We start from the raw sequence: 19902 nt of genomic DNA, 5'->3' as shown, positions 1-19902 counted from the left end.
TTATGGTAAAATTTATATGTAGGACATATTACTAAACATATAAATCTTTAAGTATATAATTGAGGATATAATGTTTGACATATTAATATATTTATTTGAAAATTATGTACATACTAAATCAAAAATTTCTATTGATTATGATAGTTTAACAAATGATTTATCAGATATAGGATTTCCAAAGAAAGATATTTATAATGCTTTACGTTGGTTAAAAAATCTTGCTTGTTATAAAAATAATATTTTGTCGTCTATTAATGTAATATCAGAACAAATATCTACTCGAATTTATACTCAAGAAGAATCTCTTAAATTAAATGTTGATTGTCGCGGTTTTTTACTTTTTTTAGAACAGTTAGAGATATTAACATTAGAGACAAGAGAAATGATTATTGAAAGAATTATGGATTTAGATATGAATGAATTGCATCTTGAAGATTTAAAATGGATTGTATTAATTGTTTTATTTAATGTTCCGGGGCATGAATTGGTATATAATAAACTAGAGAATTTATTATTTAATTTTAAAGAAGAAATTATTCATTAAATTGATAATGAATTAATAAAAAAATAATATTTTTATTTACGAGTAAAATAATGAATAATAATTATTTTTCAAATTCTTTAGATTATTGTGTTTACATGTTAAAAAATCAACATATTATTGCTTATCCTACAGAATCAATGTTTGGACTTGGATGCGATCCTAATAGCGAACAAGCTGTAAAAAAATTGTTACAGTTAAAAAACCGAAACATAGAAAAAGGATTTATATTAGTTGCTGCGCATTTTTGTCAAATAAAAAAGTATATTAATGAAGAAAAAATATCAAACGAACAAAAAAAAACCATGCAACTTGTTTGGCCAGGACATTTTACTTTTCTTGTTCCGGCAAAATTACAAGTACCTTATTGGTTAACTGGGAAATTTAATACTATTGCTGTTCGAATTAGCTCTCATGCTGAAATAATAAAGTTATGTAATGCATTTGGAGGGGCGTTAATCTCTACAAGTGCTAATATTTCTAGCATGCCTCCATGTATCACAGATCAAGAAGTATTAAAATATTTTGGAAAAAATTTTCCATTATTACATGGAACAATAGGTACTGAAAAGAATCCTTCTAAGATTGTTAATCTTATTGATGGGAATATAATTCGTCATGTTTAAATGTCAAGATTTTAATTATGCTGTATTTGGAAATCCGATTAATCATACTCAATCTCCTATAATTCATAAATATTTTGCTAAACAAACAAATATTTTACACACTTATCAATCTGTTCATGTCCCATTAGATAGTTTGTATTCTTTTTTAAATTATTTTTTTAAAAATTATGGAGTTGGAGCAAATATTACTGCCCCATTTAAACAAGAAGCTTATTTTTTTTGTAATAAATTAACTGAACAAGCTAAAATTGCTCAATCAGTTAATACATTGTATAAATTAAAAAACCAATGTATTTTAGGGGATAATACAGATGGAATTGGTTTGTTATCTGATCTTAAAAGATTAAATTTTATAAAAAAAAATGACTCAATTTTAATACTTGGTGCAGGAGGAGCGGTTAAAGGAATTTTATATGCTCTTTTATCTTTTGGTTGTTCTGTATTTGTTTTAAATAGAACTCTATCGAATGCGCAAAAGATAGTTATGCAATTTAATCAATATGGAAAAATACAAATACTAAACACAAATAAATTAAATATTAAATATTTTAATTTAATTATTAATGCCAGATCCAATATTTCTAAAATTGAAAATGATATGATTCCTTTATCTTTAATTTGTTTAAAAAAAACACATTTATATGATATTAATTATCAAATCAATAATACAAAATTTATTGATTGGTGTATAAATATTGGTGCGCATTATTTTTCTGATGGAATAGGAATGTTAGTTTTTCAAGCTGCTCATGCATTTTTTTTATGGCATAAAGTCATGCCAAAAATTCATTATATTATTGATATTTTAAATAAAAAAAAATTTATAAAAAATGCTTAATTTTTATTGATTTTAAAAGATTAGTATGAAAAAATTTTGATTAATATTATAAAAATTGCTTGACTCTTTTTTTTTGATCTGTTATTTATAACAATGTTATTTTAAAAAATATATTTTATATAAAATAGTCCCCTTCGTCTAGAGGTCTAGGACATCGCCCTTTCACGGCGGCAACAGGGGTTCAAATCCCCTAGGGGACAAGAAATAGAAATATTTATAAAATTCTTATATACTATTTTAAATAATTGTGTTATTCTCAAGATCACTTTTAAAGTAAAGTTCAACTTTAAATTAGCTCTTTAAAAATTCGGAAAAAACAAGTATTAATCACTTATTTTGTAAAACACCTGTGGGTTGTAAGGTTAAGCAAATAAGCGTACATGGTGAATGCCTTGGCAGTCAGAGGCGAAGAAGGACGTGCTAATCTGCGAAAAGCGTCGGTAAGCTGATATGAAGCGCAATAACCGTCGATTTCCGAATGGGGAAACCCGATGCAGTTAATGCATCATTATTAACCGAATTAAATAAGTTAATAAAGCAAACCAAGGGAACTGAAACATCTAAGTACCTTGAGGAAAAGAAATCAATTGAGATTCCCTTAGTAGTGGCGAGCGAAAAGGGATCAGCCTAGAACTATAATCAATATAAATTACAGTAGAATGATTTGGAAAATTCAGCGATACAAGGTGATAGCCCTGTATATAAAATAATTTATATTGTGAGTTCAAAAAGTAGAGCGGGACACGAGAAATCCTGTTTGAAGATGGGGGGACCATCCTCCAAGGCTAAATACTCCTGACTGACCGATAGTGAACTAGTACCGTAAGGGAAAGGCGAAAAGAACCCCGGCGAGGGGAGTGAAATAGAACCTGAAACCGTGTACGTACAAGCAGTGGAAGCATATATGTTTTTAAAAATATGTGTGACTGCGTACCTTTTGTATAATGGGTCAGCGACTTGTACTCTGTAGCAAGGTTAACTGAATAAGGGAGCCAAAGGGAAACCGAGTCCTAAATAGGCGTTAAGTTGCAGGGTACAGACCCGAAACCCGGTGATCTAGCCACGGGCAGGTTGAAGGTTGGGTAAAACCAACTGGAGGACCGAACCGACTGATGTTGAAAAATCAGCGGATGACCTATGGCTAGGGGTGAAAGGCCAATCAAACCGGGAGATAGCTGGTTCTCCCCGAAAGCTATTTAGGTAGCGCCTCGTGAATTCATCTTCGGGGGTAGAGCACTGTTTCGACTAGGGGGCCATCCCGGCTTACCAACTCGATGCAAACTCCGAATACCGAAGAATGTTATCACGGGAGACACACAGCGGGTGCTAACGTTCGTTGTGGAAAGGGAAACAACCCAGACCGCCAGCTAAGGTCCCAAAGTCATAGTTAAGTGGGAAACGATGTGGGAAGGCATAAACAACCAGGATGTTGGCTTAGAAGCAGCCATCATTTAAAGAAAGCGTAATAGCTCACTGGTCAAGTCGGCCTGCGCGGAAGATGTAACGGGGCTCAAACTATGCACCGAAGCTGCGGCAATAAAAATATATTTTTTATTGGGTAGGGGAGCGTTCTGTAAGCTGATGAAGATATATTGTAAAATATGTTGGAGGTATCAGAAGTGCGAATGCTGACATGAGTAACGATAAAGCAGGTGAAAAACCTGCTCGCCGAAAAACTAAGGTTTCCTGTCCAACGTTAATCGGGGCAGGGTCAGCCGACCCCTAAGATGAGGCTGAAAAGCGTAATCGATGGACAACAGGTTAATATTCCTGTGCTTAATATTACTGCGAAGTGGGGACGAAGAAGGTTAGGTTATCCAGGTGATGGTTATCCTGGTTTAAATGTGTAGGTATGATAATTAGGCAAATCCGATTATCTTTAATCTGAGGCATGATGACGAATCATTTCGGTGATGAAGTAATTAATACCATACTTCCAAGAAAAGCCTCTAAGCATCAGGTAATATTAAATCGTACCATAAACCGACACAGGTAGTTAGGTAGAGAATACTAAGGCGCTTGAGAGAACCCAGGTGAAGGAACTAGGCAAAATAGTGCCGTAACTTCGGGAGAAGGCACGCTAGTGTTAAGTGAAAGGATTTTCTCCTTTAGCTGAGACTAGTCGAAGATACCAGCTGGCTGCAACTGTTTATTAAAAACACAGCACTGTGCAAACACGAAAGTGGAAGTATACGGTGTGACGCCTGCCCGGTGCCGGAAGGTTAATCGAAAGAGTCAAAGATAAAACTTGAAGCTCTAGACTGAAGCCCCGGTAAACGGCGGCCGTAACTATAACGGTCCTAAGGTAGCGAAATTCCTTGTCGGGTAAGTTCCGACCTGCACGAATGGCGTAATGATGGCCAGGCTGTCTCCACCTGGGACTCAGTGAAATTGAAATTGCTGTGAAGATGCAGTATACCCGCGGCAAGACGGAAAGACCCCGTGAACCTTTACTATAGCTTGACACTGAATTCTAAATTTTAATGTGTAGGATAGGTGGGAGACAATGAAATTAAAACGCTAGTTTTAATGGAGTCAAACTTGAAATACCACCCTTTGAAATTCGGTATTCTAACCTAATGCCGTAATCCGGCATAGAGACAGTGTCTGGTGGGTAGTTTGACTGGGGCGGTCTCCTCCCAAAGAGTAACGGAGGAGTGCGAAGATTGGCTAATCACGGTCAGACATCGTGAGGTTAGTGCAAAGGCATAAGCCAGTTTAACTGTGAGCGTGATAACGCGAGCAGATGCGAAAGCAGGTCTTAGTGATCCGGTGGTTCTGAATGGAAAGGCCATCGCTCAACGAATAAAAGGTACTCCGGGGATAACAGGCTGATACCGCCCAAGAGTTCATATCGACGGCGGTGTTTGGCACCTCGATGTCGGCTCATCACATCCTGGGGCTGAAGCAGGTCCCAAGGGTATGGCTGTTCGCCATTTAAAGTGGTACGCGAGCTGGGTTTAGAACGTCGTGAGACAGTTCGGTCCCTATCTGCCGTGGGCGTTGGAAGATTGAGAGGGGCTGCTTCTAGTACGAGAGGACCGAAGTGGACGCATCACTGGTGTTCGGGTTGTCATGCCAATGGCATTGCCCGGTAGCTAAATGCGGAAGAGATAAGCGCTGAACGCATATAAGCACGAAACTTGCCTCAAGATTAATCTTCCCTGAAACAGAAATGTTTACTGAAGGGACGTTGAAGACTACAACGTTGATAGGCTAGATGTGTAAGCATAGTAATATGTTGAGCTAACTAGTACTAATGACCCAAGAGGCTTAACCTTGCAACACCAGAGGTGTTTTTAAAATAAATTGATTTTTATTCAAATGGCTTGTTTTTACTGAATTTAGTATAATTTATCAATATATTTTAATAACATAAAATTTTATTAAAATGCCTGGTAAAAATAGTGCAGTGGTACCACCTGAATCCCATTCCGAACTCAGAAGTGAAACGCTGTAACGCCAATTGTAGTACGGGGCCTCCCCGTGTGAGAGTAGGTCAAATCCAGGCTAAAAAAACCCGAAATTTTTTTCGGGTTTTTTTATATATAAAACAAATTATTTATAAAAATAAATTACTTTCTAGCTAACAATAGATTTACATGTTAATCTATTGAGAATTTAATTTCTTTTAATTATTACAAATTATTTATTAATATTTTTAATTTAGTATATTTTTTCATGTGAAGGTAATATAGATGTCCAAGATTAAAGGTAATGTGAAGTGGTTTAATGAATCTAAAGGTTTTGGTTTTATTACTCCAGAAGATGGAAGTAAAGATGTATTTGTTCATTTTTCAGCGATACAAAGCAATGGATTTAAAACTTTAGCCGAAGGTCAAAGTGTTGAATTTGAAATAACTGAAGGAGCAAAAGGACCATCTGCTGCTAATGTTATTAGTATATAGTGTTTTGATTGTTGATATACTTTTTCATAAAAAATTTGATTATAAACAAATATTTCTTTTATAGTACGGCTCTGAACAGGGCTGTACTATATCCACAGTATTTATAGATATTAAAAAATCATTTTTTATAAAACTATTCGAACAATGTTAATTTTGCTAATTTCATGATATAAAATTTCAATTTGTTCAAAATTTTTCGCGCAAATAGTAATTGAAACAGAAAGATAGTTTCCTCGATTACTTGATTTGATTTGAGGAGTATAATCTCCAGGGATTTGAATTTGAATTACTTTAATTATTTGATCAATTAGTTCAGGTTTTGCTAATCCAATAATTTTATAAGTAAAAAAACAAGGGAATTGTAACATTTCTCGTAATTTTATTTTCATTATTGATCCCTAATTTTTTTCATAATAAAATATCTTCAAAAAATATAATATTTTTTATAAAAATTCAACTTTTTTGTTATATTTTTAAATTAATTTTAAAAATTTTTATATATTTTTAATAAAGAATTATTTTATTATTTTATCATATAGATGATATAAAAAATTATATATTTTATTTATTTTTTTAATTTGATTTTTTAGGATTAATAATATGTTAAAAATTTTTAATACATTAACTAGTAAAAAAGAAATTTTTAAATCTATTCAAAAAAATAAAATTAACTTATATGTATGTGGTGTTACTGTATATGATTTTTGTCACATTGGACATGGTCGTACTTTTGTTGTGTTTGACATAGTTGTACGTTATTTACGATTAATTGGATTTCAGGTAAAATATGTTCGAAATATTACTGATATTGATGATAAAATTATACAAAAATCTATTACTAAAAATACTAATGTTTATGATTTAACAAATTTAATGATTCAGGAAATGCATCAAGATTTATCTTTATTAGGTATTTCCCCTCCAGATTCAGAACCTCGTATTACAGATTATATTAATAACATTATTCAAATAATTATCAAACTTATTAATAATCGACATGCATATTTAAATCAAAATGGTGATGTTATTTTTTCTGTAGATAGTTATCCTCATTATGGTAATTTATCGGGTCAATCTTTAAAATTTTTAAAATCTGGATCACGTATTCCAATTAATTATACAAAAAAAAATCCTTTAGATTTTATACTCTGGAAAATTACTGATGAAAAAGAATATTCTTGGGATTCTCCTTGGGGTAAAGGTCGTCCTGGTTGGCATATTGAATGTACCGCAATAAATAATGTATTTTTTCAAGATTATGTAGATATTCATGGCGGTGGTTCTGATTTACTTTTTCCTCATCATGAAAATGAAAGAGCTCAATCTCAATGTTTAAATAATAAATCTAAAATTAATTTTTGGATGCATACAGGTGTAGTGATTTCAGAAAATCAAAAAATGTCCAAATCATTAAATAATGTTTATTTTTTAAAAGATATTTTGAAAGATTATGATGCTGAAATTATATGTTATTTTTTTCTTTCAACACATTATCGTCATCCGATTCATTATAGTAGAATCCATGTCGATCAAGCAGCGATATCATTAAAATATTTATATTCTTCTTTAAATAATACTTATCCTATATCTAATGAAGATGAAGGAATGAATTTTGAATTAGAATTTTATAATGCTATGAATGATGACTTTAATACTCCTAAAGTTTTTAGTATTTTTTTACAAATAGCAAAAAAAATTAATTTTTTTAAGAAAAAAGATATGTTAAAAACAAATAAATTTTCTTTTAGACTAAAAAAATTAGCTAATTATTTAGGATTTTTATCAAAACAACCAGAAGATTTTTTAAAAAATAGACCTATATTAAACACGAGTTTAGAAAAAAAAATAGAATATTTAATCAAAAAAAGACATATAGCTAGGAAATTGAAATTATGGAAAGAAGCTGATGAAATACGATCAAAATTAATTTCTTTAGATATTCTATTAGAAGATTTAGATGATGGAACAACAACATGGCGTAAAAAATAATTACTTTAAAGTATCATGATGATTTTCACATGCTTCTAATGTATTTTGTAATAATGTTGCAACTGTCATAGGACCTACTCCTCCAGGAACAGGAGTTATATATGCTGCTCGTAAACATGCATTCTTAAAATCTACATCTCCTACTATTCTGCCATTTTTTAATCTGTTAATACCTACATCTATAACTATAGATCCATTTTTTACCCATGTTCCTTTTAAAAAATTAGCTTTTCCAACAGCTACAATTAATAAATCTGCATGTTTTACATGATATTTTAAATTTTTAGTAAATCGATGTGTAACAGTAGTTGTACAGCCAGCTAATAATAATTCTAAACTCATGGGTCTTCCTACTATATTTGATGCTCCTACCATTACTGCATGTAATCCATGAGTTTTAATTTTTTGATATTGCAACATTGTAATAATACCTTTTGGCGTGCATGCTCTTAATTTAGGTGTTCTTTGACATAAAGAACCAGTATTATAAGGATGAAAACCATCAACATCTTTATCTGGAACAATACTACTTAAAACATTTGTATAATTTATATGTTTTGGAAGAGGTAATTGTATTAAAATACCATCAATATTTATATCATTATTTAATTTATGAATGAGATTTAATATTTGCATTTCATTAACATTATCAGGAAAATTCCAATATTCTGAAAAAAAACCAACATTTTTACATGCAATTCTTTTTTTATTTAAATAAATTTCTGAAGGAATATGTTTACCAACTAAAATCATGGCTAATCCAGGTATTTTTTTTCCATTTTTTTTTCTTTGATAAGTTTTTTGTGCAATTTTTAATTGCAATTTTTTTGCAATTTTATTACCATCTATGATGATTGCAGACATTTTGAGCAGCTCAGTTAGGTGTTTATATTTTTTTATATTTATAAAAATATTAATATTATATAATATATAACATATTATTTTATAATATTAATAGTATTTACTTGTATATCTTGTATATTAATGTTAAATTTTATTTTTAATATCATGTATTTGATGCGTTCTTAGCTTAGCTGGATAGAGCAACGGCCTTCTAAGCCGTAGGTCACAGGTTCGAATCCTGTAGAACGCACATAATCATTTATTTAAAATTTTCTCTATTTTTTTATGAATTAATGACACTGAATTAGTGCCATCAATTTGAAAGAATTTTATATGTCCTATTTTGTGTAAATTAATATAATAATTAATTAATGGGTCATGTATTTTTTTATATTCTTCTAATCTTGTTTTTATACTTTCTATTTTATCATCTTCTCGAATTGTTAATAATTCTCCAGTTATATCATCCTTATTTTGAATTTTTGGAGGTTTAAATTTAATATGATAAATACGACCTGAATCAGTATGCACGCGTCTACCAGATATACGTTCTAATATTGTATGAAATGGTACGATAAATTCTAAAATATAATCTATTTTAAAATTAATGTTTGATAAATATATTGCCTGTTTAATTGTTCTTGGGAACCCATCTAATAAAAAACCATTAATACAATCTTTTTTTTGAATACGTTTTTTTATCAAATTACAAACAATTTTATTAGGAACTAATTGACCTTGTGCGATAATATTTTTAATTATCAAACCAATCTTGGTTTTTAAATAAACTTCTTCTCTTAACATATCCCCTGTAGATATTTTTGGCACGTTATATCTTTCTGAAATAAATATTCCTTGTGTTCCTTTTCCTGTTCCAGGCGCTCCAATAAGAATAATACGCATATCAATCATGTCTTATAAAAAATATTAGTTAATATTAAGATTACTACTATACGACATAGTAGTAGTAATCATACTAATTTATTACTTCAAAAGTAATTTATTCATTCTAGAAATAAATTTATGTGGATTATCTAAGTGACCTGTTTCAGAAAAGAAAGCTTGATCTAATAATAGTTTTATCCATTCATTAAACTCATCCTCATTTGTAATAAAACATATTTTTTTTATTAATATATGCTCTGGGTTAATTTCAAAAATATATTTTAATTCTGGAACAGATTGTCCTGCAGCAGAAAAAAGTTTAGCCATTTGTGTGGTCATTTCTTTTGCATCACTGAGTAAAACACATGGAGTATCTGTTAAACGATTAGTAAATCTTACATCTTTTACTCTATTTCCAAGTAATTTTTTGACTTTTTTTAAAAAATTAATCATTTCTGTTGAAATATCATTATTTTTTATTTTTGTTTCTTGGTTAATTTTATTAATTGAAGCATCTTCTTTGCTAATAGATTGAAATTTTTTGCCTTGAAATTCAATTAAATAATTCATCATCCATTCATCAATACGATCTGATAATAATAAAACATCAATTTTATTTTTTTTAAAAATTTCTAAATGAGGACTATTTTTTGCTGCTAAATAACTATCTGCAGTGATGTAATATATTTTTTCTTGTTTGTCATGCATGTTTGATATATATGTTTTCAAAGATATATTTTGTTCTGCAGTATTATTTTGAATCGATGTAAAACGTAATAAATCAGCGATTTTATCTATATTTTCATGATCTTCAGCAGGACCTTCTTTGAAAACTAGACCAAATTCATTCCAAAATTTTTGATATTTTTCAATATGATTTTTAGACATTTTATCTAATATATTTAAAGATCTTTTAATTAAAGATTTTTTTAATTGTCCTGTCGTGTTATTATTTTGCAATATTTCACGTGATACATTTAAAGGCAAATCATTAGAATCTAATAGACCTCTTATAAAACGTAAATAATTAGGAAGAAATTCATGAGAATTATCCATAACATATACGCGTTTTACATATAGTTTTAAACCATGTTTATGATCTCTATTCCATATATCCCAAGATGCTTTTTGAGGAACATATAATAAACTAATATATTCTTGTTTACCTTCTACATGATTATGACTCCATATAAGAGGGTCATTTTGATCATGAGTCAGATGTTTATAAAAATCTTTATACTCTTGATCAGTAATAGAAGATTTATTTGAAATCCATAATGCTTTGGCTTTATTAATTTTCTCCCAAAAATACGTTTTATTTTTTTCATCATAATTCTGCATATATACGGGAACTGTAATGTGATCAGAATATTTGCTAATTATATTTTTAATACGCCATGTTTCCAAAAATTCTTCTTCTTCTTTTTTCAAAAATAAAGTAATTTCAGTCCCTCTAGTTTTTTTTATAATATTAGTAATATTATATTCGCCTTCCCCAGATGATTCCCATAATATTCCTTCATTAGGTTTTGTTCCAGCTAATCTAGTTCTAATAGATACTTGATTTGAAACCATAAAAGATGAATAAAATCCCACTCCAAATTCACCAATTAGTTCATTTTTTTTATTTTTTTTTGTTTCTAGAGATTGTAAAAATAATTTAGTTCCTGATTTGGCAATTGTTCCAAGATTTTCAATAGTATCTTTTTTATTCATGCCAATTCCATTGTCACTAATAATTAATGTTTTTTGTGCTTTATTAACAGATATTTGAATTTTTAAATCACTATCATTTTCATATAATTCTGGTAATGAAATAGATTCAAATCTTAATTTATCTATAGCATCTGATGCATTAGACACTAATTCTCTTAAAAATATTTCTTTGTTGGAATATAGTGAATGAATCATTAAATGTAATAATTGTTTTACTTCTGACTGAAAATTATATATTTCTTTTTTTGGTGTTTGCATAGGACTATCTCTTATATATATTTTAAATAATTAATATTAAAAGATAAAAATATTTATCAATTTAATATTTTAAAATATAAAGAATATATTAATTATATTTAAAAATATGTTAATTTATTATAATATCAAATGTCTTTATAAAAATTAAATAGGAATATTAAATCCATTAGGTAACTGTATTCCTGTAGATATAGCTGACATTTTCTTTTTTTGTACTTCTGATATTCTTCTTGTTGCATCATTAAAAGCAGCAGCAGCTAAATCCTCTAACATATCTTTATCATCTTTTAGAAGACTTGGGTCTACTTCAACACGTCTACAGTTATGAGCACCATTTATAGTTACTTTAACTAATCCAGCACCAGCTTCTCCTGTGACTTCCATCTTAGCTATTTCTTCCTGTATTTTAGCCATTTTTTCTTGCATTTGTTGTGCTTGTTTCATTAAATTACCTAAACTATTTTTAGTAAACATATTTTTTATTCTCTTTATATAACATGAAAGAATCTATTGTTTTAAGTGTTATTTAATAAATATTATTTTTAAAATTTTTATATCAACAATTTATTAATATTGTATATAAGATTTTTTTCTAAAGAATAAATTTCGGTTTGATGTTATTGCATGATATATATTTCAAAAATATGATTAACTCGTGAATAAATTTTGTTCATTTTTTTATAATTCATGTTTTTTATTTAATGAATTAAATTTTTTTATTGTTTATGTGTAGTAATACAGAAGATGATTATATTCTATATTGAAAAGTAATTTATTAATATTTTTTTGATTATAGTATTTCTGAGAATATTATATATTATAATTCTTTTACATTTTTTTGAAATATTTGTAATATTTATATAAATAGATAGTTATTTATTAATTAATAATCATCATATTATATAATTTTGTATTTATATTTAATAACAATTCTGCATAATTATATATTTCATGAATTTAATTTATTTTCATTGTATTTATTGCTCGCAATAAAGTCATTTCTACTCCTATTTTACGACTAGGAGCAAATGGCAATTCTTTTTTTCCATTTAATAATATTTGATAACATAATTGTATATTTTTTTTAGTAATATTTTTAGATATAGCATAAATATGTTTTTGATAAATATCTTCAATAGATTTTTTAGATATTAATACAACATGTTGTGCTATAGAAATGCGATGTAAAAAACGCAATATTTCTGTTAAAATTTCTTCCCATTCTACTCCGATATTATTTATTCTGTTTAATAAAAACATTGTTTTTTTAGCATTAATTGTTAATATTGATTGAGTTAATAAAAAAGAATATTTTTCTAATGGTAAACCTAATATATCGATTGTATTGTTTAGTGTAATATTTCCATTTCCTGCATTGATAGCATATTCTAATAAATTTAATGCGTCTCTCATACTTCCTTTAGCATGATAAGCAATTTTTTTTAAAGCAGATACATCAGCTTTAATAGATTCTCTTGATAATATAATTTTTAAAAAATCCAAAATTTTTTCTTCAGAGATTACCTGCAATTGAAAATATAAACAACGAGATATAATAGTTTTAGGAATTTTTTCTATATCGGTAGTAGCTAAAATAAATTTAATATGCTTAGGAGGCTCTTCTAATGTTTTAAGTAACGCATTAAAACTGTGTCGAGATAACATGTGTACTTCATCAATTAGATATATTTTAAAACGACTGTTATTGGGAGCATAAGAAATATTATTTAACATATCTCTCATATCTTCTACTTTAGTACGAGAAGCTCCATCAATTTCAATTACATCTAAACATAATCCTTTTTCAATTTCTTGACAGATAATACATTTTCTGCAAGGGTGAGATGTAATACCTTTTTGACAATTTAAACTCTTAGCTAATAATCTAGCAATAGTAGTTTTACCTACCCCTCTTGTACCTGAGAATAACCATGCATGATGAATGCGCCCAAGATCTAATCCATTAGATATTGCAGAAACAATATTTTTTTGTCCAATAATATCTTGAAATGACTGTGGACGCCATTTTTGTGCGAATATTTGATAACTCATATATTTTATAATTTGTATGAAAATAATATTATGCTATCAATATTTAGTATATTATGAAAGTATTCTGAGTGTATTTTATAAAAATTTCATGTATTTATTTTATAAATCTTTTTTTATTATTGAAAATATTAGTTGTAACTTTTAAAATTAAGCTATAAAATAAGTATGTATTTAAGCATAAAACTAAATATAAATATTTATATTTAAAGAGTTTTTTGTTAGCTCCAAACACTGTACTATTGAATATTTGGTCAGATTTGGAAAAAAGCAGCCATCTCAATTTATACAGGTGTTTTGATTAAGCTAACAAAAACTCTTAAACTTTTAATATTTGACACATATACATTTTCCAATATATACCTTTTTGATTTAATAATGCTTGATGTGTTCCAGATTCAATAACTTTCCCTTTTTTTAATACTACAATTAAATCTGCTTCAGTAATTGTTGATAATCTATGAGCAATAATAATTAAAGTACAATTTTTACGTATTGATAAAAGTGTTTTTTGAACAAGTTGTTCTGTTTCAGAATCAATATTCGCAGTAGCTTCATCTAATATAAGTATTTTAGGGTACTTAACTAAAATTCTAGCAATTGCTAATAATTGTTTTTGACCTACAGATAGATTATTACCTTCTTCTCCTAAGACACTATAAATTCCCTGAGGCATCGATTGAACTAAAGAAGAAAGATAAACGGTATCTAATATATTCCAAATTTTCTTTTCTGATGTTGTTCTACCTAACGCAATATTTGCAAAAACAGTATCTGATAAAACTATAGGATCTTGTTGTACCATTAATATATTTTTTCTTAAAATTTTATGGCTAATTAAATTAATAGATGTGCCATCTAAATATATTTCTCCATATGTAATAGGATAATATCCCATTAATAAATTAGCTAAAGTGCTTTTTCCACTTCCAGTATCTCCTACAAATGCAATAAAACTTTTAGATGGAATGCAAATATTAATATTATTTAATATATTTTTTTTTGAATTTTTATAACTAAAGCTAACATTTTTAATTTCTATTTTTCCACTATTTAATGCAATATTATTATCTCCATATTTTTGTTGGGGTGAATCTATTAGTGAAAACATTCTTTCGCCTGAGACAATAGATTGTTGAAAGAGTGTTTGTTGCATAGTAATAGCAATTAAAGGTTCATTTAGTCTACCTAAATAAGTAATAAATGCATATAATATTCCGACTTCAAAGCTTTTTGTAGGGAAAAAACTAAATAATATTATAAAATTACATAATACAAGAGCAGATATAAAACTTAATAATGGTCTAAGTAATATTCCATCTAATCTAAGTATCTTCATACGTGATATATAATGTAAATAACTACTATTTTTCATTTTTTCTTTAAAACTATCTTCTTGACGAAATTGTTGAATTACATTCATTCCATTAATAGTTTCGTTTAATTTATTATTAATATCAGATAAATAAGATCGTACTAGTCTTAAAAGAGGCGTGCTATAATATTGATAAAATAACATAATAGTAATCACTACAGGTAAAATACATAAAGCTATAATTGCCATATGCCATTCTAGTGTAAACATAGCACATAATATAACAAAAATTAATATTATATTACGAAATAATGTTGGTGCAACTGTATCATATAGTTCTTTGATAGATTCAGTATCACTAGTTACTTTTGAAATCATTTGTCCAATTGGTTGAGTGTCAAATACACTCATTGGTTGTCTTAAAGCTGCATACATGACGTCTTTTCGTAATTTATTTACAATTTTTACTGCAATTTTATTGAATAAAATACTTTGAAAATAGTTTAAAAAAACTGATAATATTTGTAGTATTATAAATAATACAATTAAAAAAAATATTATTATCAAATGCAATTGATGTTTTGCTAACATATTATCAATAAAATAACTGATTAATATTGGCCCTAAAACTTCTGATATTGATCCACTCAAAAGCAAAATACATGCTAAAAATAATTGTTTTTTATAAGGATTCACATATGATGTTAAACGTTTTAAAATGGGCCAAAATTCAATAAAACGTGATATATTATAAATATTTTTCACCTATTTTTTAATTATCCTGAATGTTTTTCTAATTTTTGATAATTATACATATCTCTATACCAATTTTCTTCTTGTAATAATTTCTGGTGCTGACCTCTTTGTATAATTACACCATTTTTAATAACTATAATTTCATCAGCATTAATTAATGTCGATAAACGATGCGTAACAAGAATTAATGAATGTTCTTTTTTTTTCCAGTGCATAATATTATTTAAAATGTTGTTTGCAGTATTTGCGTCAACAGCAGATAATGCATCGTCAAGTATTAATATTTCTGAATTTAATAATAATGCTCGTGCTATACAAATACGTTGTTTTTGTCCGCCAGATAACATAACACCTCTTTCGCCTACTTGAGTATCATATTGATTTGGTAAATCAATAATATCTTTATGTATATCTGATAGTTTTGCTACTTCTTCAATTTCTTTATATGAAGCATTTGGTTTACCCAAAGAAATATTATGAGATATACTTTCTGAAAATAAAAAAGAAGTCTGATTGACAACTGCTATTCGTTTTCTCCAATCATCAATTTTATAATCTAATAATGATGAAGAATGATATGTAATATCTTCTTTATGTATAAAATTAAATTGTCTTTGAATAAGTTTTAATATTGTGCTTTTTCCGGATCCTGTTGGACCGCAAATACCTAATATCTTTCCTGGTTTTAAAACAATTTTTATGTCTTTTAAAGATGATATTTTATTTTTTGGATAATAAAATTGATGAATATTAATCTTTAATATACCAGGATGTAATGGGATAGTTTTATTTCCATCTTTAATATATAATTCTTTATTAATAATCGAATGAATTCTTTCCCATGCAGCACTACCTCTTTCAACTATATTAAACATCCATGCTAAGGCTAACATTGGCCAAATCATTAATCCTAAATACATAATAAAGCTAGTCAGTTCACCTATAGTAATTTTATTATGCCAAACTAATGATCCTCCACTAATAATAGCTAATAAATTAGAAAAAGCTACTGATAAATAAATTACTGGATCAAAACAAGCATCAATTTTAGCTACTGCCATATTTTTTTTTCCAGCTTGAGTAACAATTATGTTGAATTTATTTAATTGATTTTTTTCTAATCCAAATGATCTAATCATACGAATACTAGTTAATATTTCTTGCGTTTGACTGTTTAATGTAGAAAAAGCTTTTTGAGCATTACGAAATGTTTCATGTAATTTTTCACCATATTTTTTAATAAAAAATGCCATTATAGGCATGGGTAAAAGAGCAATTATTGTTAACAAAAAACTAATTTGAGTACTCATGACTATTAAAACAGACAATCCCATAACTAATGAGTCTACAAGCGTTAAAACACCTTCACCTGCGGCAAAAACAACACGATCAACATCATTAGTTGCTCTAGCTATTAAGTCTCCGGTTCTGTGTTTTAAAAAAAATATTTGACTTTGTTCGCTAAGATATGAATAAAATTTTAAGCGCAATTCTATAGCGAGTTTATAAGAAGCTCCGAATAGTAGTATTCTCCATAAATAACGTAATACATATACAACAATAGAGACAAAAAGAATAACAGCAATCCATGAAAATATTTGCATATTATGAATATTATGTTTAATAATTAAATCGATTAAGAAACCAACTATTTTAGGTGGTAATAACTGTAATATAGCAATTATTATTAATAATATAATTGCTCCTAAATATCTTTTCCATTCACGTCTAAAAAACCATCTTAATTGATTGAACAATTTCACAAAAAAATCCTAAGTTAAATATTATAAATTAATTTTTTAAAATTAAATTAACATTTTTAAAAAACATTTTATAATTTTTTAGAAATAAAATAATAAAAACTTTAAAAAAATAATATTAATATATTAAAATCAATAATATATGTTTAAATATTTATATTCAATTTATATGAATTTATGTTATATAACATAATATTTTGATTTTAATATTATTTTTATATCTGATAAATGAGTTAATTTACATTCAATAATGATAATATTATAGAATATATAAGTTATTAATATTTATCATATTTACAAAATATTTATTAATAAATATGTATAAAACAATATTAATTTTTAATGAATCAATTGAATAAAATATATAAATCATTATATAAAAATTATAAAAATATTTATAATTATCATAATAAATATTTAATATATTTAATAAAATTTATTTATTAATATTTTAATAAAAAGACAATATAGAGTATTGATTATTTTAAAGACATTATTTGTATACATAAAATATTAATTGTTATTTAATGACGTGTGAGTAATTTATCAATTTCTATTTTATTATATGTAATAATTGATTGCTCACGTAGATTTTTTTGAATAGCATTCAAAATTATTTTATTATTATTTTGTTTTATATATTGAATAATCATATTATTTTCTTTTGAAGAAAAAGTTGTATTATAAACTTTTTCTAACGATATAATTACAAAATTATTTTTTTGATCTTGATATAAAGTATATATTTTTTTCCCTTTTTTTGGCTGAGGTAAAGAAAAAACAATTGATGCAATAGGGTTTTGATCATAACGAGATATAGTTTCAGGATTAGTAAAATAAAGATGTAATTTTTTAAATAAATGATTTTTACCTTCTTTTAATTCAGAAATAATTTTTTCTGCTTTGTATTGATTGATTTTGATAGATTTCATCAATTTTAGTTTATATATAATATTTTTTCGAACATTTTGAAATGATTCCATTTCTTTTTTTTTAAAATCTATTAATTTAATTAAAAAAGATTGATGGTTTGGTAAAATAATAAAATGAAAGTATGATTTTGGTGTTTGATTTATTTGAAGTAATTTTTTCTGAAAAATTATTTTTTTTAGAGTAAAAGAATTTAAATTTGCTGGAATTGAATCTTTATTAAACCAATTCGTTGTTTTAATTGATATATTATTTTTTTTCAGTATTGACTCAATATTGCTAGGATGATCTTTAATAATTTTAGACATTTTATTAATAAAATTATGATATAAATTTAATGATTTTTTATATTGAATTTTTTTTTGAATAATATCATATACTTCATCTATTTTTTTTGGTTTTGAGAACGCAATATCATTTAATTTAATAATTAAAAAATTATTGTGAAATTTTAAAATATTAGATATTTGATTTTTGTTTTTTAAATTAGCATCTTTAATTTCATTAGGAGTTATATCATCTGAAATCCAACCAATATCACCTCCATTTTTCGAAGAAATCGGATCTACAGAGTATTTTTGAGCTATTTTTGCAAAATCTTTTGGAGAATTTGATAGTTTAGATAATATTAATAATGCTTGTTTTTTAGTTTTAGTTTGAATAATACTATATCTTCTTTGTTCTTTTGTTAAATAATTTTGAATATTCTTTTGATACTCATCATAAATTTCTTTTTCATTACAACTCGTTTTAAATTTTTGAAGATCTAATTGAGCAAAACTAATTTTAAATTTTTCAGGAATATAAAATTCATTTTTGTTCTGATCAAAATATTTTTGTGCTTCTATATTATGAATATTTTGTTTGTTAATTATTGAATCAATTTTTATAATTGATTTTTTAATGATTCTTTTTTGAGATAATAATTTTATAATATTATTTGTTTCATAATTTAAAATTAAATTACTATTAGATATTGTGTTTATTAAATTTTCTGTATTAATTTTTTTTTTGATTAAATCAGTATATTCATGCTCAGTTAAATGTATAGTAGCAAGATAATTTAAATATTTTTCTTTATTAAATTGATGATCAGTTTGAAATAAATCAGCATTGAATATTATTTTTTCAATTTGAGCATCGTTTACTGATAATTTCATTTTTTTTGCATATTGCTCTAGCAAAATATTATTAATTAATTGAGAAATAATATAATCATATGTTTTTTTAATAAACATTTTATTATTGTAAATTTTAAAAAAATTTTTTCCTAATATTTTTTTTTGTTTTTCTTGTTCAAGAAAATACATGGTTTGCACAGTATTAAGATCAATTTTTTCACCATTAACTATAGCTACATATTTTTCAGATTCTTGTTGTGTATAATTATGCATAGTACTGAATATTAAAGATAAAATAATAATACCTAAAATACATTTTCCGATAATGCGAGTAGATCGTGATTGCAAATATTTTATCATATTGTGA

At 26.6% G+C, this 19902-nt stretch carries 14 protein-coding genes, 2 tRNA genes, 2 rRNA genes and 1 other RNA gene; 10 read left to right on the top strand and 9 right to left on the bottom strand.

What is annotated here, in order from left to right:
- The first annotated feature begins 70 nt into the window (after window positions 1-70).
- The 7 genes from GUU85_RS02330 (at window position 71) to cspE (ending at window position 5913) form a co-directional block, all read left to right on the top strand.
- On the top strand, window positions 71-544 hold the full coding sequence (locus GUU85_RS02330) for a DUF494 family protein (protein WP_163119556.1): 474 nt from the start codon (window positions 71-73) through the stop codon (window positions 542-544).
- A gap of 95 nt (window positions 545-639) precedes the next feature.
- Window positions 640-1167 (top strand): Sua5/YciO/YrdC/YwlC family protein, encoded by a 528-nt coding sequence (locus tag GUU85_RS02325; protein ID WP_174240624.1) that lies wholly within the window; start codon window positions 640-642, stop codon window positions 1165-1167.
- Window positions 1160-2005, top strand: coding sequence for a shikimate dehydrogenase (gene aroE / locus GUU85_RS02320; protein WP_163119547.1), 846 nt, complete (start codon window positions 1160-1162; stop codon window positions 2003-2005). The genes GUU85_RS02325 and aroE overlap by 8 nt, the downstream gene beginning before the upstream one ends.
- 127 nt (window positions 2006-2132) lie before the next feature.
- Window positions 2133-2205, top strand: a tRNA-Glu gene (locus GUU85_RS02315).
- Window positions 2206-2365: 160 nt separating this feature from the next.
- Window positions 2366-5286 (top strand): 23S ribosomal RNA (locus GUU85_RS02310).
- Between the two features lie 113 nt (window positions 5287-5399).
- Window positions 5400-5516, top strand: a 5S ribosomal RNA gene (gene rrf / locus GUU85_RS02305).
- A gap of 187 nt (window positions 5517-5703) precedes the next feature.
- Window positions 5704-5913, top strand: coding sequence for a transcription antiterminator/RNA stability regulator CspE (gene cspE, locus GUU85_RS02300; RefSeq protein WP_013878025.1), 210 nt, complete (start codon window positions 5704-5706; stop codon window positions 5911-5913).
- 125 nt (window positions 5914-6038) lie between these two features.
- Here the strand turns inward: cspE and ybeD are convergent, their stop codons facing one another.
- The gene (ybeD, locus tag GUU85_RS02295; protein ID WP_163119545.1) at window positions 6039-6302 is read right to left on the bottom strand and encodes a DUF493 family protein YbeD; all 264 of its coding nucleotides are present in this window, start codon (window positions 6300-6302) and stop codon (window positions 6039-6041) included.
- 211 nt (window positions 6303-6513) lie between these two features.
- On the opposite strand from ybeD, the gene cysS reads away from it, so the two are divergent.
- Complete coding sequence (gene cysS / locus GUU85_RS02290) at window positions 6514-7902, top strand: cysteine--tRNA ligase (RefSeq protein WP_163119543.1); 1389 nt, start codon at window positions 6514-6516, stop codon at window positions 7900-7902.
- Here cysS and folD read toward each other — a convergent pair whose 3' ends face one another.
- Complete coding sequence (gene folD / locus GUU85_RS02285) at window positions 7903-8766, bottom strand: bifunctional methylenetetrahydrofolate dehydrogenase/methenyltetrahydrofolate cyclohydrolase FolD (protein ID WP_163119541.1); 864 nt, start codon at window positions 8764-8766, stop codon at window positions 7903-7905.
- A 155-nt stretch (window positions 8767-8921) separates the two neighbouring features.
- Here folD and GUU85_RS02280 point away from each other — a divergent pair.
- Window positions 8922-8995, top strand: a tRNA-Arg gene (locus GUU85_RS02280).
- Between the two features lie 5 nt (window positions 8996-9000).
- Here GUU85_RS02280 and adk read toward each other — a convergent pair.
- The 4 genes from adk to dnaX form a co-directional block, all read right to left on the bottom strand.
- On the bottom strand, window positions 9001-9648 hold the full coding sequence (adk, locus tag GUU85_RS02275) for an adenylate kinase (RefSeq protein WP_163119539.1): 648 nt from the start codon (window positions 9646-9648) through the stop codon (window positions 9001-9003).
- 81 nt (window positions 9649-9729) lie between these two features.
- Window positions 9730-11604 carry a molecular chaperone HtpG gene (htpG, locus tag GUU85_RS02270; protein ID WP_163119537.1) on the bottom strand — a complete coding sequence of 625 codons (1875 nt, stop codon included), beginning with the start codon at window positions 11602-11604 and terminating at the stop codon, window positions 9730-9732.
- A gap of 144 nt (window positions 11605-11748) precedes the next feature.
- Entirely contained in the window at window positions 11749-12078 is a 330-nt protein-coding gene (locus GUU85_RS02265; RefSeq protein WP_163119535.1) for a YbaB/EbfC family nucleoid-associated protein, read from the bottom strand.
- A 483-nt stretch (window positions 12079-12561) separates the two neighbouring features.
- Complete coding sequence (dnaX, locus tag GUU85_RS02260; protein WP_163119533.1) at window positions 12562-13656, bottom strand: DNA polymerase III subunit gamma/tau; 1095 nt, start codon at window positions 13654-13656, stop codon at window positions 12562-12564.
- Between the two features lie 216 nt (window positions 13657-13872).
- On the opposite strand from dnaX, the gene ffs reads away from it, so the two are divergent.
- Window positions 13873-13968, top strand: an RNA gene (gene ffs / locus GUU85_RS02255) — signal recognition particle sRNA small type.
- 4 nt (window positions 13969-13972) lie between these two features.
- On the opposite strand, the gene GUU85_RS02250 is transcribed toward ffs, so the two are convergent.
- From GUU85_RS02250 to GUU85_RS02240, 3 genes are all read right to left on the bottom strand, one after another.
- A complete protein-coding gene (locus tag GUU85_RS02250; protein ID WP_301951198.1) occupies window positions 13973-15733 on the bottom strand; it encodes a SmdB family multidrug efflux ABC transporter permease/ATP-binding protein in 1761 nt (586 codons plus the stop codon).
- Between the two features lie 11 nt (window positions 15734-15744).
- A complete protein-coding gene (locus tag GUU85_RS02245; protein WP_163119531.1) occupies window positions 15745-17487 on the bottom strand; it encodes a SmdA family multidrug ABC transporter permease/ATP-binding protein in 1743 nt (580 codons plus the stop codon).
- 521 nt (window positions 17488-18008) lie between these two features.
- Window positions 18009-19895 carry a SurA N-terminal domain-containing protein gene (locus tag GUU85_RS02240; protein WP_163119529.1) on the bottom strand — a complete coding sequence of 629 codons (1887 nt, stop codon included), beginning with the start codon at window positions 19893-19895 and terminating at the stop codon, window positions 18009-18011.
- Window positions 19896-19902 lie beyond the last annotated feature (7 nt).

This window comes from Buchnera aphidicola (Uroleucon sonchi) (assembly GCF_011035165.1).
Classification (GTDB): domain Bacteria; phylum Pseudomonadota; class Gammaproteobacteria; order Enterobacterales; family Enterobacteriaceae; genus Buchnera; species Buchnera aphidicola_BE.
Note: the sequence above shows the minus strand (reverse complement) of the source record. Positions and strands in the feature narration are given on the sequence as shown.

Bases quoted from the DNA above. Each gene is read 5' to 3' on its own strand.
- htpG (WP_163119537.1), bottom strand. From the start codon at position 11,604: ATGCAAACACCAAAAAAAGAAATATATAATTTTCAGTCAGAAGTAAAA.
- GUU85_RS02330 (WP_163119556.1), top strand. From the start codon at position 71: ATGTTTGACATATTAATATATTTATTTGAAAATTATGTACATACTAAA.
- folD (WP_163119541.1), bottom strand. From the start codon at position 8,766: ATGTCTGCAATCATCATAGATGGTAATAAAATTGCAAAAAAATTGCAA.
- GUU85_RS02265 (WP_163119535.1), bottom strand. From the start codon at position 12,078: ATGTTTACTAAAAATAGTTTAGGTAATTTAATGAAACAAGCACAACAA.
- adk (WP_163119539.1), bottom strand. From the start codon at position 9,648: ATGCGTATTATTCTTATTGGAGCGCCTGGAACAGGAAAAGGAACACAA.
- GUU85_RS02325 (WP_174240624.1), top strand. From the start codon at position 640: ATGTTAAAAAATCAACATATTATTGCTTATCCTACAGAATCAATGTTT.
- GUU85_RS02240 (WP_163119529.1), bottom strand. From the start codon at position 19,895: ATGATAAAATATTTGCAATCACGATCTACTCGCATTATCGGAAAATGT.
- aroE (WP_163119547.1), top strand. From the start codon at position 1,160: ATGTTTAAATGTCAAGATTTTAATTATGCTGTATTTGGAAATCCGATT.
- cspE (WP_013878025.1), top strand. From the start codon at position 5,704: ATGTCCAAGATTAAAGGTAATGTGAAGTGGTTTAATGAATCTAAAGGT.
- cysS (WP_163119543.1), top strand. From the start codon at position 6,514: ATGTTAAAAATTTTTAATACATTAACTAGTAAAAAAGAAATTTTTAAA.
- dnaX (WP_163119533.1), bottom strand. From the start codon at position 13,656: ATGAGTTATCAAATATTCGCACAAAAATGGCGTCCACAGTCATTTCAA.
- ybeD (WP_163119545.1), bottom strand. From the start codon at position 6,302: ATGAAAATAAAATTACGAGAAATGTTACAATTCCCTTGTTTTTTTACT.